This is a genomic window from Tabrizicola sp., assembly GCF_041913445.1.
GTDB lineage: Bacteria > Pseudomonadota > Alphaproteobacteria > Rhodobacterales > Rhodobacteraceae > Tabrizicola.
The window spans coordinates 95,581-110,202 of record NZ_JAYSFG010000004.1; the positions used below are offsets into that span (position 1 = coordinate 95,581).

Sequence of the window (14,622 nt, forward strand, 5' to 3'; positions counted from 1 at the left end):
TGACGAGGAGATGCGCGCTTGGGCGGTCGATGGACGACCAATTCGGACAGGAGCGACGGGGCGCCCGAGGTGGATGTGCCCGCGGTCGCTTATGTCCGAATGTCGACGGATCACCAGAAATACTCGACCGAGAACCAGCTCGACGTCATCCGCAAATATGCATCGGATCGCGGTCTTGAAATCCTGCGCATCTTCGAGGATTCCGGTCGGAGCGGGCTACGCCTCGACGGCCGCGAGGCACTACAGAGCTTGATGGGAGAGGTCGAATCCGGGCAAGCCGACTTCAAGGCGATCCTCGTCTATGACGTCAGCCGCTGGGGCCGGTTTCAGGATGCCGACGAAGGCGCCTACCATGAGCATGTCTGCTCGCGCGCCGGGATCCGCGTCCACTACTGCGGCGAGCAGTTCGAGAATGACGGCAGCATCGGCTCGAACCTGCTGAAAACCGTGAAGCGGGTCATGGCTGGCGAATACAGCCGCGAACTCTCGGTCAAGGTTTTCGCGGGCCAGTGCCGCCTCGTCGAACTCGGTTTTCGCCAGGGCGGCGCGCCCGGATACGGATTGCGCCGGGTGCTGATCGACGAGCACGGCAATCCCAAGGGTGAACTGTCGCGCGGCGAGCAGAAAAGCCTTCAGACCGACAGGGTCATTCTCGTCCTCGGTCCCGAGCACGAACAGGATGTCGTCCGGCGCATGTATCGCATGTTCGTCGAGGACGGCCGATCCGAGCGCGAGATAGTGGATGCCCTGAACGCCGATGGACTGCGCACCGATCTCGACCGGCCATGGACGCGGGCGACGGTCCATCAGGTGCTGACCAACGAGAAATACATCGGCAACAACGTCTTCAACAAGATCTCCTTCAAGCTGAAACAGCGCCGGGTGGTGAACCCGCGCGAGATGTGGATCCGCGCCGAGGGCGCTTATCCGGCCATCGTCGATGAGGCTCTGTTCCTGCGCGCTCGGGAAATCGTCGATGCGCGCAGCCGCCATTTCTCGGACGAGGAGCTGCTGGATGCCCTGCGCGCGATTCTGAAGCGCCAAGGGATGCTTTCGGGGCTGATCATTGACGAGGAGGACGACGTGCCGTCCTCCAGCGCCTATCGCGGCCGCTTCGGCAGCCTGCTGCGCGCGTACCGACTGATCGGCTATGAGCCCGACCGGGACTACAGCTACATCGAGGTCAACCGGGCGCTGCGGCAGGCCCATCCACAAGTGGTGGCCGAAATCATCGCTGGCGTCGCCCGGCGCGGCGGGTCAGCCGTGCAGGACCCCGACACCGACCTGGTGCGCGTCAACGGCGAGTTCACGGTGTCCATCGTGCTGGCTCGCTGCACAGCCACAGCGACCGGATCACTGCGCTGGCGCATCCGTCTCGACACCGGCCTGGTTCCCGACATCACGATCGCCGTGCGCATGGACGAGGCGAACGCGGCGCCGCGCGACTACTACGTGCTGCCCAGCATCGACATCACCTTCGGGAAACTGAAATTCGCCGAGCAGAACGGGCTCGCGCTCGATGCGTACCGGTTCGACACGCTCGATTTCTTCTACGCGCTCGCCTCGCGGGCCAGGATCGCGGAGGTGGCGTGATGCCCGACGACATGGAGCCGATCAGCCAGAAGCAGGTGACCCTGATCCCAACCGAACGGATCCGGGTTCTTAATCCCCGCATCCGCAACGGTCGCACCTTCGAGGCGATGGTGGAGAACATCGCGCGCATCGGCCTGAAGCGCCCGATCACCGTGGCGCCGCGCGCCGGGACCGATCCGCAGGAATATGACCTCGTCTGTGGACAGGGCCGCCTCGAGGCCTTCATCGAACTGAAGCAGGACCGCATCCCGGCCATTGTGATCGAGGCCGACGAAAGCGATTGCCTTGTGATGAGCCTCGTCGAGAACTGCGCGCGGCGGCAGCACAACCCCATCGATCTGATGCGCGAGATCGGCGCGCTCCGCCAGCGCGGCTACAACGACCGCCAGATCGGCGAGAAGATTGGCGTGTCCACGGAATACGTAAACATGATCGCCGGCCTGTTGGAGAAGGGCTAAGAACGCCTGGTCTCGGCCGTGGAGACCGGGGTTCTTCCGCTGAACCTCGCTATCCAGATATCCAAGACGGACGCGAAGGGCGCGCAGAAGGCGCTGATGGACGCCTACACGCAGAACAAGCTGCGGGGCCGGAAGCTGACACTCGTCCGTCGGCTGATCCAGCAGCGTGAACAGCGCGGGCCGCAGCTACGCCACAATCCCTTTGGCCGCCGCGATGGGGCGAAGCGGGCGCTGACCAGCGAAGGGCTGGTGCGGGCCTATCAGCAGGAAGCGACCCGTCAGAAGCTGCTGATCAAGAAGGCCGAACTGACGCAGGGCCGACTGATGTTCGTGCGCGAGGCGTTTCGGAAACTCCGCACGGACGAGCATTTCATGACGCTTCTGCGAGCCGAAGGACTCGAGACGATGCCGGGCGACCTCGCCAAGGCTGTCACGGATGGGAGGCCGACTTGATCCGCGATTCGAGCCAGCACCCGCATGACGTTGATCGCGGCTTCGAGGACGACTGCGTCACCATTGCCATCGAGGCGATCCTCCCTCTGCGCACGCTGGGCAAATCCGCCAAATCAAGTCGGAAGTATCGACAGATCCTTGCTTCCATTGTCGAGATAGGTCTCGTCGAGCCACCGGTCGTGGCGCGAAACCCGGATCGATCCGCCACATGGCTGCTGCTCGACGGGCATATGCGGATCGAGGTATTGAAGGACCAAGGCGTTCAGGAGGTGGAATGTCTGGTTTCCACCGACGATGAGGCGTTCACCTACAACAGGCAAGTCAGCCGCCTCGCCCCGGTCCAGGAACACAAGATGATCCGCAAGGCAATCGAGCGCGGCGTCCCGGAAGAGAAGATCGCGGCCGCGCTCGCTCTCAATCTCAGTAGCATTCGGCGAAAAGTTCATCTTCTGGACGGGGTCTGCGAGGAGGCGGTGGCGATCCTGAAGGATAAACCCTGCACGGCTGCCGTCTTCGAGGCGCTGCGCAAGATGAAGACCATGCGCCAGATTGAGACCGCAGAACTGCTCGTGAACGCGAACAACTATTCCGTAGCCTATGTAAATGCGATCCTGGCGGGAACACCGCAATCGCAATTGCTCGAGTCGTCGAAGCCGAAGAAGGTCAAGGGCATCACACCAGAAGCCATGGCGCGGATGGAACAGGAACTGGCCCGGCTGCAGGAGGGCATCGCTTCGATCCAGGACACATACGGTCAGGATCACCTGCATTTGACCGTGATCAAAGGATATGTCGGCAGGCTCCTCGGGAACGCTCGTGTGGTGCGGTATCTCGCGCAGAACCATCCAGAATTCTTCGGCGAGTTTAAGACAATTACTGAGATCACACCGGTGGAAACCAATAGCCCCGATTGACGGGCTGGCAGCAGATGATGGGGACCCGGACCCGATAAGCGCGGGGACCGCAGGAGACGCCGGACGGTGGGCCGGATCAAGTGCGGCGGTGGGGATGGCGGCGAACCCGCTCGGAGCCCACCACGGTCGGCGGACATATCGCCGACCACGCAGGTATCCCATAGGTGGCTATCTGCGATGTTTGACGGGCGCGCCGCCACTAGCCGGATACTGGGTGCCGGTTGAAGGAGCGGCGCGCCCGCGCGCTGTATGTGGAGTCAGCGCAAACGAGTTGCGGCTGTCAGCAATCGCAACACACGGTGGTCTGGAATGACCACGAGGCCCAGTTCTTTGATTCGACTGCAACAACGCCCTTTGCTCGGTTTTCTCGCTGATCCCCTCGGCATGTGTGTCCACATAATGGAACTGGACGGAGACATACCGACATTCGGACGATCCCGTGCTCTGGCATGCGGACGAAGTCATCCTTGGGTCATTGAAGTGTAATAGCATGCCTCCCTCAGCCGATCTTTGCGCCCCAGAACGAGGAGTGATCGGCGGCGAAATACCCATCCGCCGCGCGGAAGGTGCCCTGCAGCTCGACGGTGTCGCCCTGTGCGAGCAGCACCATGGTCTGCAGCCAGAGCGCCGTCGCCTCGGAGGCATGGGCCCCGGAAATCTCGCCCCGCGATCCCCGGATTTCGGTCGATCCGTTCAGCACCAGTCGCCCGCGCATCCGGGCATTGGTGCTGGAATTGACCTTGTAGAGCAGCGTGGCGCCGAAGAGGTAGGTGCCATCGACCGGGGCGACGAAGCGGTTGTTGCCGGCATCGAAGGCATCCTGATCGTTATAGTCGGTGTTATTGATGCCGATCTTCGTCCAACTGTCGACGGCGACATAGTTGTCGTAGTTGGTATAGCCCTTGAAGCGCGGCAGCCGGGGCTGATCGACGATGCCGGTGGCGTTGTCGACGATCAGCCCGTCGAAGAAGCTGCTGCCATCAGCCGAAACCGCGAGGCGGAACTTGTCTGAACCGAAGAGGCCGACCAGCGCCTTGGTCACGAAGCCGGTCTGCAGCGTCAGCCCGAGATCGTCGCCCGCAGCCTCCTTGTTCATCGTGTAGAAGAGATCGCCGGTCCCACCCTCGGCCACGGTCTTCGCCGTCCAGAGCGCCGCATTCAGCTTGGCCGAGAATGGGTTCGACACATCCGCCGTCGTCCCCAGCCCAAGGAGCGCGAGGTTCTGCAGCGATGCCGGGGTTGTCCCGGCCCAGCCAGACCCGTTGTAGACCAGCAACAGGTCCTCGTCCTCGACCCACACCCGCCAGCCGGTCCGGGGCGGCAGGCGCAGCCAGGCGCCGTCCGTCCAGAGCGCCACGCTCAGATCCCAGCCCGCCCAGTCGCCGGTGGCGCCGGAGCCGACGATGTAGCGGTCGCCATCGGCGGGGCTGCCTGGCGGGCTGTTCAGGTTCCGGTCGAGAACGGAGAGCTGGACGAGCCCGTCGAGCAGCCGCAGGGCCTCATTGTGGGTGACATGCTTCTGGGCCTGCGCCGTCAGGATGTAGGGCAGCAGGAGATGGGTCGTCGTGTCGGACATGGGGAAAGCCTTCAGAAGCTGAGGGTCACGGTTTTCGCTGCGCCCCGCCCGATCAGGGCGGAGAGCTGGAAGATGCGGATTGCCAGCGTCTGGCCGGGTCCGAGCGGTGCGCCCCAGTCGGCGGACTGCTGGGTGGCGGCGTAGACTACGCTGGTGCTGGCGGCGGCCAAGGTTCGCTTGACGGCCGGGCCGTCGAGGATCTCGACCTCATAGGCTTCGACCTCCTCGGAGAGCGGCACCTCGCCGGTGCCCCAGTTGTCCGCCGAGAGGGATCGCGAACGGCGGGTCCAGCGGATCGTGAGATCACCCGGTGTGCGTGGCTTTCGCCATGGCTGCTCGACATGGGCGACCGAGAACGGCCGGCGCCCCACGCCCTCGGGCGTGAAGCTCGTGGCAACATAGGTCTCGTCGCTGACCGGACGGCTTGCCGGGCCGATGCGCCAGTTCCAGGGAAGCCCGAGATCGGCCTCGGCGACCGGCAGCGAGGCAAGGCTCTCGTCCAGCACGACCACCCGCGCACCAGCGGGCGCCGGATTGCCCATCGCACCCTCGGTTCCGCGCTGCCCGCGCAAGAGCCGGGTCAGACGATACCGACCGGGCGCCAGCAACTCGGCCGCACCCGCCTGCACGATTTCCCAGATGCCTGGTGCGCTCTCGATGGCGAGTGCATTGGCGCCGCTGAACAGCGCCAGATCCGTGACGCTCTCCAGCGTGCCCGAAAGCAGATCGACCACCAGCACGTTGCCGAGATCGAAGCGTGAGGTCGGCCCCGACCAGAAATCCGAAACCAGGACGCCGATCCGCGCCCGACCGCCGAAGGTGGTCAGCAGCTCGAAGCCATCGGACGAGCCGCTGCGGAACACCGCCATCTCGCCGGGCCATGGAACGGCATGGGCTGCGACGAAGGGACGATGCGCCGGCTGATCCTCGGTCAGTTGCGGCAGGTCCATCACTATCGCGTCGGGCGCTCCGAACACGACCGGGCGCGTCAGCGAGGCCGCACGCGGATCGCCGGGCGGCAGATCATAGGTCGCGCGGTCCTGGCGGATCGCTTCCACTCCGCGTGCCTCGGCATCCGCGACGGAGACGAGACGGAACTCGATCTCCCGCCCGTCATGGGCGAGCCGGATCACGTCGGCGGGATCGAGCGCCAGCCGCGAGGGCGGAAGGCGGAAGATTGCGCTCTCGCGCCCAGTCCAGGCTTCGAGCAGAGCGCGGCGGCAGCGGCGTTCCGCCTCTTCCGGCGGAACGGCCATCGGGAAACTCTCCGATGTGATCCGCGCCGTATCGACGGTGATGCGTCGCGCCTCGACCAGCGCGGCGTCGTAGTCCTCGTCGGCCCGGGCTAGTTGCCATTTCAGCGCCTGCGGCAGCTCGGTTTCCTGGCCCCGCGTCAGTTCCAGCACCTCACCCTCGCGGCTGGAGGCCAGATCGTCGACCGATAGGGTCAGGCTGGATGCCCGGCCGCGCATGACGAAGCGGATCACGCCCTCGGTCTCGATGGCATCGAAGCCGAAGTGGCGGGCCAAAGTAGAAATCGACGCGCGCGGGCTTTCCAGCGCGCCGATGACATAGCCCTCGACCGCGCCCCAGAGGCCGGAAACGTCGATCAGGCTTTCCGCAAGACCGGCGCGCATGCAGAGGTGGCGCACGAGCGCGGCGAGCGACACCGCGCCCAGCCGACCTGTCAGCCAGTGACCGAGCCGCCAGTTGGGGCCGTCCGTCCAGATGCCCGTCAGTTCGGGGAAGAAGGGATAGGGCCGCGCATCCCAGGTCCAGGCGGCGCATTCCGGCACATGCACCATCCGGTCGCCGTAGATGGCCGAAACCGGATTGTTCGCTGAGGTGCCCCACCAGAGGTAACTGGCCTCGAGGTAGGCACGCTGGATGGCGTCGTCGCGCCAGCCGCGCGAGAAGTAAGGCGTGAAGCTCTCGGAGGACTTCGGGTCGAAGAACACGTTCGGCTGGTTCGTGCCTCGGTCGATGGCGGGGCATCCAAGCTCGGTGAACCAGACGGGCTTTGACTGCGGCACCCATGCCGTCGGCGTGCCGCTCTCGATCCCGCCCGGTCGGTTGAAATGCGGGTTCGACCACCAGGCGCGGAGATCCTTGTAGCGGAAGACCCAGGACTTGCCTGCAGCGCCGTCGGTGATGGGCGTGCGCAGTTGCGCCGACCTGTCGGCCGCACTGGCATAGAACCAGTCGAAGCCCTCGCCCCCGGCAATGTTGGCCTGCAGGTAGGCCCGGTCATGGATGCCGGGCCAGCCCTCGAGGGCGTCGGCATGGTCGAACCCGTCGCGCCAGTCGGAGAGCGGCATGTAGTTGTCGATGCCGATGAAGTCGATGTTCGCGTCCGACCAGAGCGGGTCGAGGTGGAAGAACACGTCCCCTGTTCCATCGCCGGGCTGGTGGCCGAAATACTCGGACCAGTCGGAAGCATAGCCGACCTTGGTGCCCGCGCCGAGGACTGACTTTACATCCGCCGCCAGCGCCTTGAACGCCGTCACGGCCGGATAGGCGCTGCCGCTGGACCGGATCGTCGACAGTCCCCGCATCTCGGTCCCGATCAGGAAGGCATCGACACCTCCCGCCACCGTGCAGAGATGGGCGTAATGCAGGATCATGCGCCTCAGGCCCCAGTCACCCGCGGGGCCGGTCCAGTTCACGTTGTCGCCCGATACTGCGAACTGCGCCAGGGTGGCTGTACCGAAGAAGCTGGAGACCTGTGTTGCGGCGGCTGCTGTCTTGTCCGCAGTTCCGGCATAGCCCGACGCCGGGGAACAGGTGATCCGGCCCCGCCACGGGAAACTCGGCTGGCCCGGCGTCGCGGCATTCGCGCTGTAGGGGTTCGGCAGCGTGTTGCCGGGTGGCACGTCCATCAGCAGGAAGGGATAGAAGGTGACGCGCAGGCCGCGCGCCTTCATCTCGCGGATCGCCTGCACCACCGCGAAATCCGCAGGTGTGCCGCCATAGACGGGCCGATCCTCGGCATCGCGGCTGACGAGATGGGCGGCGGCCCGTGCCACGCCGTTGACCGTCCACACCTTTGGGCTGGTGACCTTCGTCGCCACCTCGACGCCCGGTTTGATCGAGCAATTGCCCGCGCGCAGGTCATTGCCGAACCAGGCGACGACGAGGCTGACACTCTCGACGGCCGGGGCCATGGCCTGCAAACGGTCGAGGGCCACGACGATATCGGCCTCATCGGGCAGCGCGTTCAGGTTCTCGGCCGAGGTGGTGCCGCCTGTCGTCTGGCCAAAGATGGTGGTCGTGGCCCCGACTGTCTTGCGGACCGCTTCGGTAGCATAGGTGAACTCGCCCGAGGCCGGGATCATGGTCACGGCTTTGACCAGCCCCTCGGCCGTGTCGGGATCCGCGAGCGGCCGGAAGACCTCGAACGAAAGCTGCGGCAGTCGATTGCCGTAGTTCGAGAGCGCCAGTTCCTCGAAGACCACATAGGCTGTCCCGCGATAGGCTGGGGTATTGGTCACCCCCATTTTGGCCGCGATGAAGGGGTCCGCAGCTTGCGCTTCGTCGCCGGGATACCAGCGCCAGGTGATCCCGGTCATGTCGAGCGGCTTGCCGTCCGCCCAGATGCGGCCGATGCCGGTGATCGGGCCTTCGCACAAGGCGACCGCGAAGGAGGCGTAGTAGAGGTATTCCGTCGTCTGGACCCGGCCACCGCCGCCGCCCTTGCCGCCGCCCTGTGTCGTGGTCTTGGTCTCCTCGCGGAAATCCGTGGCCCAGATGATGTTGCCGCCAATGCGCATGCGGCCGTAAAGGCGCGGGATGATCGCGCCTTCCGTGGCCGAGGTGATCCGCAAGCTGTCGAGGCGCTGGCCCTCGATCTTCTGCGCGGGCGCCAGCGAGGACACGATCCAGCTATCGACGACCGAACCGATGGTCGAGCCGATGAAACCGCCGATGGCGGCTCCGGAAAAACCGAGGATCGCGCCACCGAACGCCCCGCCGATGGCGGAACCGACAGCGCCGAGGACAAGCGTGGCCATGGGAAAATCTCAGCGAGCGGGGAAGAGGAAGGCGAAGGCGATGCGGCGTCGCCATGTGGGCGTCAGCGGTTCCTCGATCACGCCTAGTCGCTCATAGGCGTGAAGGAAGGTGCCCGGTCCGGTCAGGATGCCGACATGCTTGGCGATAGCGCGGGGCATCATGCGGAACAGGACCAGCGCGCCGGGTGGGGCATCTGCCGGTGCGATCTCCGGCATCATCGCCCGCGCTCCATCCGCCAGAACCTCGCGCGGACCGGTCTCGCCCCAATCCCGGCTGTAGGGCGGGATCGGGAAGGGCTCCGGCCCGACCACGTCGCGCCAGACACCGCGCGCGAGGCCGAGGCAGTCGCAGCCGACCCCGCGCAAGCTCGCCTGGTCGTGATAGGGCGTGCCAAGCCAGGATCGGGCAGCGGCGATGACGCGGGTCGGATCGGCGGCCTTCACAGCACAGCTCCCTCGTGGCCGCCGTCCTTGCTAGCGTAGCGCAGGACCGCGTCTTGACCTGGGATGTGGGGGAAGCCGCGAAAGTTGGCGACATTGGCGAACTTCGTCCCGCAGGTCGCGATCCGCTTGTCGCAGCCCGCCCGGACCACAAAAGCATCCGTCGCCATGATCGGCCGCACCGGGGCTTCCAGCAGGGTGAGGATCGCCAGACCGTCGACGAGATCATGCGACAGCACCTCGACCCGTCGCCCGGCATTCGCCCCAGTCGACCATTCGACGAGACCGAAGGCGAACCACCCCGCCGCGAAACTGCCGAGGCCGGAGGCTGTAAAGGCTCGGTCGCGCAGCGCATCGATCACCGCGCCGATGCCCTTGAAGGCCGGGGCCTCAAGGTTCACGCCGCAGCGTGCATCACCCAGCGCGGCGTCGCAGCTGGCCTGGAACGTTCGTCCGACGGTCTGGCCAAGGATGTGCGCCAGCGACCTGACCTCGGCGACGAAGGCGAGCCGCCCGCGCCGGATCTGACCGATGGCGCCGCGGCGCAGGAGCACGCGCTGCGCCGGGGCCGACCAGTTCACGCGCCAGACCTCGACTGCCGCATTGTCCCACCGGCCGTCGAGGATGTCGGTCTCGGTGATCCGGTCCGACGACAGCACCCCTTGGGCATCCTGCGCATCCACGGACAGATCCGACCCCGACCGGACTTCGGACGCCGTCAGCCCGCTTTCCGGTTCGAACTCGGTCCCGTCGAACGACAGCGTCCGGTCGTGATCGGTGAAGCCGAAGGTCACGCCGTCCGCCCGGGTGATCCGCCAGCACCAGGCGAGCGTCGTGGTGCCTTCGTCGAGATGGGCCTGCAGTGCTGGCGGGAGCGACTTCACTTCCGCCCCCAGCCGCGCCAGAGCGCGATCGAGGCCAGCGCCGAGGAGACGACCCCGCCTGCCGCGCCGGTCAGGGCATAGAGGTTGAAGGGCCTGAGGTCGAAGGTTCCGGTCGCCAGGTCGAAATCCGCCAGCCCCGCCATCGCGAGGCCGGAGGCGATAAGGCAGGCGAGATAGACGAGGCCGCGGGCAAAGGTCCAGTTCATGTCGTTTCCTTTCCGGTGAAGAGGCTGGCGAGGCGCTGCCACCAGCTGGGCGCGGTGGCGGGATGGGTGGGAGGCGGCATTGGCGTGCCGCTCGGGCGCAGCAAGGCCAGCGCCTCGGCCTCGGTCAGCCGCCTGATCGGCCGCGAGAAATCCACCCTGCCGTTGCGGTCGACGGCCCAGACCGGGACGGTGCCGGTCGGGTAGATACCTTTCGCGAAGAGATCGCGTTCCGCCTCGCGCCGGGACCGAATGGCGGCGGGCTTGAGCCAGCCCATGAAGGCCGCTGCGGCCGCCGCGCGGTTGCCTGCGTTCAGGTGACGTGTCAGCGCAGCCTTGGCGATGCCACCCGTGTTGTAGTGGAAGGAGACCAGCGCATCGAACTCGTGCGGTTCCAGCGGCACCTTCACCGCGCGCAGCACTTCGGCCTCGTAGGTCGCGAGGTCGGTGCGAAAGAGCCGAAACGCCTCGCTGATCCCGGCTTGCGTGTCGGCGGGCATCCCGCGTGGCATGCGCGCCGGATCGGGCGGCCCGGCAGCAGCGGTGTGGCCGATGCCAAAGGTCCAGACGTCCCTCACGTCGAGATAGGGTCCGGGCACGACGCCTTCGTGCCGGATCAGGGCCAGAAGCCCCCGGTCGGTGGTCTGCATGGCGGTGGTCCTTTTGGGAAATCAGGGGACGTCGTGGCGGCGTTCGAGCGCGGCGGTCAGCGCCTCGATCCGGGCGAGGATGTTTGCGATCCGCTCGTCGATGACGGCGATGCGGCGGTCGGCTTCGACGATCTGCCGGTGGTAGAGCGGCGAGGTGGAGAGCAGTTCGGCCACCCGCGCCTCGAGCGACGTCATGCGGGTGTTCTGCGTGCCCGCCCACCAGATCGCGGCCCCGCCCTGCGCCGACAGCGCGAGGGCAAGGCTCAGGTAGGCGGCCAGTGCGCCCATGCGCACGGTCGTGGGTTCGGACATGGGATCGGTCCTTCAGAGGCGGAGTTCGATGAGGGGGATCGTGGTGATCGATCCGAGACGTTCGAGATCGAGCGTGACGTCGAGGGCGTCAGTGTCGAAGCGGACGGGGACGTCGAATTCGAAACCTGCGGTGATCGCGACGCCTGCGGCCGGGGCGGTGGTGAAGGTGACGAGGCCCGTCGCAGTGGAAACCGACCAGCCGGAGGCCTGCGGCGTGCCGTTCAGGGCTAGGGTGACGGTCCCGGCCACCGGCTTGGTGATCGAGCGCGTCCAGGACTGCGCGCCGGAAGTGTAGCGCTTGGTCAGTTGAAACAGGGTGGCCGATCCGTTGCCGGTGCCAATCGGCTGGTTGGTCGGCCCCGGCGTCTGCGACGGCAGGCAGGACTTGAAATCGGCCCAGTCCTTGAAGCGGAAGCCGTGCAGGCGGCCGTTGCGGGCCTCGAAGAAGGCGACGACCGCCGCCAGATCATCAGCGCGGCGAATGCCATAGGCGACGTCATAGCGGCGGCGGCTGTTGGCCCAGCTGGCGTTGCGTTCCTCGGCGCCCGAGGCGAGCTCGACGATCTGGGTGCGCCGCTCGGGGCCACCGCGTGCGCCGCGGCTGATGTTGTCCGGAAACCGGACCTCGTGGAAGGCCATCACATCCCCCTCTGCCCGAGGGACACGGCTCGGGCGATGTCGCTGGCGACCTGCGTCCGGGACTGGCGGAAACTCTCGGCGTCGCGGGCGTTGATCGTGACGTTGACGGTGGGCGCGCCCGCCTGGCCGTAGCTTGCTGCTTCGCGCCGGGAGAGAACCCGCTCCCCGCGTTGCAGGATCGCGGGCACTTCATCGGGGCGCAGTCCGGCCCAACCGCCGGTGTGCATCCGAGACGCGCCCGCGAATGCCAGGGCCGGGACCATCCGGCCGGGGCTCGGGCCGCCGACCATCCCGCCTGCATGCAGGATGTTTGCGAAAATCCCGCCTGCCCCGCCCAGCGCGCCGGAAAGGGCGTTGGCGATGGGGCCAAGGATGAAACGCCGGGCGGCGAGCTTGGCGAGATCGGCGATCATCGATGTGACCAGATCTCGGAAGTCGAGTTTGCCGGTCTTCACGAAGTCGCCGATGGCGTTCTCGGCGCTCTGAAACGCCCCGACCAGCGCGCTGCCGATATCGCCGCCAATGTTGCGAGCCTTCGCGGCGTAGTCGGCGAGCGCCGCGGTGACGGCCTGCCAGCCGATCAGGGCGGTGTCCGCGCCTTCGGCTGCAGCGGCCCCAGCGTCGTGCGCGGCACCGCCCGCGCTATCGGCGGCGGTGGCCGTGTCATTCAGCCCGGCCGTGAGAGCATCGGCCGACGCGGCCGCATCGGCGAGTGCGGCCTCGGCTTCCTTCCCTGTGCCGGTCACGGCATCCTTCAACGCCTGCCAGCTGGCCAGCGGCCGACCGGCAGCATCGGCGAGCATGCCTGCCGCTTCGCGGAACCCATCGGCCCGAGCGAGGGCATCCTCGGCCATCGCGCCGAGGCCAAGATCGGGCGGTTCCAGATAGGTGCGTGCCAGCGCAGCCGAGAAGGCATCCGCGGCCGCGGCACCGGCTGCGGTCGCGGCGCCCTCGAACGGATTGCCGATGCGGCCGAGTTCCACCGGATCGAGCGTTCCAATCCGCACCCCACCTTCGCCAGTGGCCCATTCCGGCAGGAGGGCCAGCGCGGCATTCAGGGTCTCGATGAAGCTGTTGATGCGCGTGACGACGCCGTTCAGCATCGCCTCGACGCCCGAGATCAGCCCGTTTGCGGCCTGGAAGGCGAAATCGCCGATGGCACCGGGCAGGCTGCCCCAGATCGCCACGGCCGCATCATAGGCCCCTTGGAAGATCGCGGCCGTCCGGTCGCCGAAGCTGACGACGCCTGCGATGGTGCCCTCGAGGGCCGAGAGACCGGCCGCCTTCAGCCCCTCCCACCCGGCCGCCATCCGCGCGAGGGCAGCGTCCAGCGACAGCCCGATACGGGACCAGACCTCGCGGGCCAGATCGCCGAGCAGGCGGAAGGCCTCGCCCACGCCGCCGACACGGGTGACAAGCTGCGAGAACTGGTAGACCAGCTCGCCCGCGCCGACGATCAACGCCCCGATGCCGGTGCGGATGAGGGCACCGCGCAGGAACACGAGCGCCGTTGCGAGCCCGCGTACGGAGAGGGCGGCGGCGGCCAAGCCCGCCACCCAGCGCCCGGCCATGACGGCGGCGAAAGTCGCGGCATAAGAGGCGAGACGCCCGAGATTGCCGATCAGCCCGTCGATGGCCGAGCGCAGGATGCCGCCGTCCGAGGCCAGCGCAACGAAGGCATTGGCGAGCGCCTCGATGGTCGGGGCCACGGCGACGGCGATGCGGTTGCGCAACCCGTCGAAGACCAGCGATACGGTGCCCAGCGCCAGCTGCGTGCGGCGCAGGGCTTCCAGCGCATCGCTGTCCAGAACCGCCCCAAGGTCGGAGGCTTGGTCGCCAAGCCGCGTCATCTCCGCCCCACCATTGCGCAGGAGGGGGATCAGCCGCGTGGCGTCCGAGGCCATGGCCTCGAGATAGAAGGTCATCTCCTGCTGGCTGAGTCCCGCGCGTTCCAGCGTGTCGACGTAGAGTTGCAGCGCCTCGGGACCGGAAAGCCTCGCGAACTGGTCAGCCGTGACGCCCACGCGCGGCGCGACATTCTCGAAGAAATCCGCCATCGGCCCGCCGCCGGTCTGCAGGAAATCCCCGACCCGGTCGTTCACGTCCTTCAGGATGTCGGCCAGCTTCTCCTGCTCGATACCCACCGTCCGCGCCCCGGCCGACCAGCGCTGCAGGGCCTCGGGCGTCGTGTTGGCGACCTGCGCGAACTGTCGGACTTGCGCGGCGCTCTCGGCCGTCGACCGGACGATCAGCCCGAGCGAGGCCGTGGCGGCGGCAGCGGCGGCCCCGAGTGCGAGGCCCGCGCGACGCGCGAAGGCCGCAAGTCGGGTGTTCGCCAGTTCCATCTCGCGTGACAGGCGGCCGAAGCCACGGGCCCCGGCCTCACCGACACCTTCCAGCTCGGCGCGCACCTGGCGACCGCCAACGGCGGCGAGCCGGACGGAGACGCGTTTCTCGGCCATGGGATCGGGGCTCCGGTTGGGATAGGG

The 14,622-nt window shown here is 67.0% G+C and carries 11 protein-coding genes and 1 pseudogene; 3 read left to right on the forward strand and 9 right to left on the reverse strand.

Annotation, left to right across the window (positions count from 1 at the left end; translation table 11 throughout):
* The first annotated feature begins 75 nt into the window (after positions 1–75).
* From ACE3Q6_RS06460 to ACE3Q6_RS06470, 3 genes and pseudogenes are all read left to right on the forward strand, one after another.
* Entirely contained in the window at positions 76–1,593 is a 1,518-nt protein-coding gene (locus ACE3Q6_RS06460) for a recombinase family protein (protein WP_062563782.1), read from the forward strand.
* Positions 1,593–2,504, forward strand: a pseudogene (locus ACE3Q6_RS06465) (plasmid partitioning protein RepB C-terminal domain-containing protein). Before ACE3Q6_RS06460 ends, ACE3Q6_RS06465 begins: the two are co-directional and overlap by 1 nt.
* Positions 2,501–3,418, forward strand: coding sequence for a plasmid partitioning protein RepB C-terminal domain-containing protein (locus ACE3Q6_RS06470; protein ID WP_062563507.1), 918 nt, complete (start codon positions 2,501–2,503; stop codon positions 3,416–3,418). Before ACE3Q6_RS06465 ends, ACE3Q6_RS06470 begins: the two are co-directional and overlap by 4 nt.
* A gap of 499 nt (positions 3,419–3,917) precedes the next feature.
* Here the strand turns inward: ACE3Q6_RS06470 and ACE3Q6_RS06475 are convergent, their stop codons facing one another.
* From ACE3Q6_RS06475 to ACE3Q6_RS06515, 9 genes are read right to left on the reverse strand one after another with little or no spacing between them, the layout of a single operon-like run.
* Positions 3,918–4,994: a DUF2793 domain-containing protein gene (locus tag ACE3Q6_RS06475; protein WP_062563506.1), complete on the reverse strand. Its 1,077-nt coding sequence runs from the start codon at positions 4,992–4,994 to the stop codon at positions 3,918–3,920.
* Positions 4,995–5,005: 11 nt separating this feature from the next.
* The gene (locus tag ACE3Q6_RS06480; protein WP_062563505.1) at positions 5,006–9,004 is read right to left on the reverse strand and encodes a glycoside hydrolase TIM-barrel-like domain-containing protein; all 3,999 of its coding nucleotides are present in this window, start codon (positions 9,002–9,004) and stop codon (positions 5,006–5,008) included.
* A gap of 9 nt (positions 9,005–9,013) precedes the next feature.
* Complete coding sequence (locus ACE3Q6_RS06485) at positions 9,014–9,448, reverse strand: NlpC/P60 family protein (protein ID WP_062563504.1); 435 nt, start codon at positions 9,446–9,448, stop codon at positions 9,014–9,016.
* Complete coding sequence (locus tag ACE3Q6_RS06490) at positions 9,445–10,329, reverse strand: DUF2163 domain-containing protein (protein ID WP_062563503.1); 885 nt, start codon at positions 10,327–10,329, stop codon at positions 9,445–9,447. Before ACE3Q6_RS06490 ends, ACE3Q6_RS06485 begins: the two co-directional genes overlap by 4 nt.
* Positions 10,326–10,535, reverse strand: coding sequence for a hypothetical protein (locus tag ACE3Q6_RS06495; protein WP_062563502.1), 210 nt, complete (start codon positions 10,533–10,535; stop codon positions 10,326–10,328). Before ACE3Q6_RS06495 ends, ACE3Q6_RS06490 begins: the two co-directional genes overlap by 4 nt.
* Positions 10,532–11,182, reverse strand: a complete 651-nt coding sequence (locus ACE3Q6_RS06500) for a lysozyme (protein ID WP_062563501.1) — start codon at positions 11,180–11,182, stop codon at positions 10,532–10,534. Before ACE3Q6_RS06500 ends, ACE3Q6_RS06495 begins: the two co-directional genes overlap by 4 nt.
* A 21-nt stretch (positions 11,183–11,203) precedes the next feature.
* Positions 11,204–11,494: a hypothetical protein gene (locus ACE3Q6_RS06505; RefSeq protein WP_062563500.1), complete on the reverse strand. Its 291-nt coding sequence runs from the start codon at positions 11,492–11,494 to the stop codon at positions 11,204–11,206.
* A 12-nt stretch (positions 11,495–11,506) separates the two neighbouring features.
* Positions 11,507–12,133: a DUF2460 domain-containing protein gene (locus ACE3Q6_RS06510; protein ID WP_062563499.1), complete on the reverse strand. Its 627-nt coding sequence runs from the start codon at positions 12,131–12,133 to the stop codon at positions 11,507–11,509.
* Positions 12,133–14,595: a phage tail tape measure C-terminal domain-containing protein gene (locus tag ACE3Q6_RS06515; RefSeq protein WP_062563498.1), complete on the reverse strand. Its 2,463-nt coding sequence runs from the start codon at positions 14,593–14,595 to the stop codon at positions 12,133–12,135. The genes ACE3Q6_RS06510 and ACE3Q6_RS06515 overlap by 1 nt, the downstream gene beginning before the upstream one ends.
* Positions 14,596–14,622: the final 27 nt, after the last annotated feature.

Bases quoted from the DNA above. Each gene is read 5' to 3' on its own strand.
- ACE3Q6_RS06505 (WP_062563500.1), bottom strand. From the start codon at position 11,494: ATGTCCGAACCCACGACCGTGCGCATGGGCGCACTGGCCGCCTACCTG.
- ACE3Q6_RS06475 (WP_062563506.1), bottom strand. From the start codon at position 4,994: ATGTCCGACACGACGACCCATCTCCTGCTGCCCTACATCCTGACGGCG.
- ACE3Q6_RS06500 (WP_062563501.1), bottom strand. From the start codon at position 11,182: ATGCAGACCACCGACCGGGGGCTTCTGGCCCTGATCCGGCACGAAGGC.
- ACE3Q6_RS06515 (WP_062563498.1), bottom strand. From the start codon at position 14,595: ATGGCCGAGAAACGCGTCTCCGTCCGGCTCGCCGCCGTTGGCGGTCGC.
- ACE3Q6_RS06510 (WP_062563499.1), bottom strand. From the start codon at position 12,133: ATGGCCTTCCACGAGGTCCGGTTTCCGGACAACATCAGCCGCGGCGCA.
- ACE3Q6_RS06480 (WP_062563505.1), bottom strand. From the start codon at position 9,004: ATGGCCACGCTTGTCCTCGGCGCTGTCGGTTCCGCCATCGGCGGGGCG.
- ACE3Q6_RS06495 (WP_062563502.1), bottom strand. From the start codon at position 10,535: ATGAACTGGACCTTTGCCCGCGGCCTCGTCTATCTCGCCTGCCTTATC.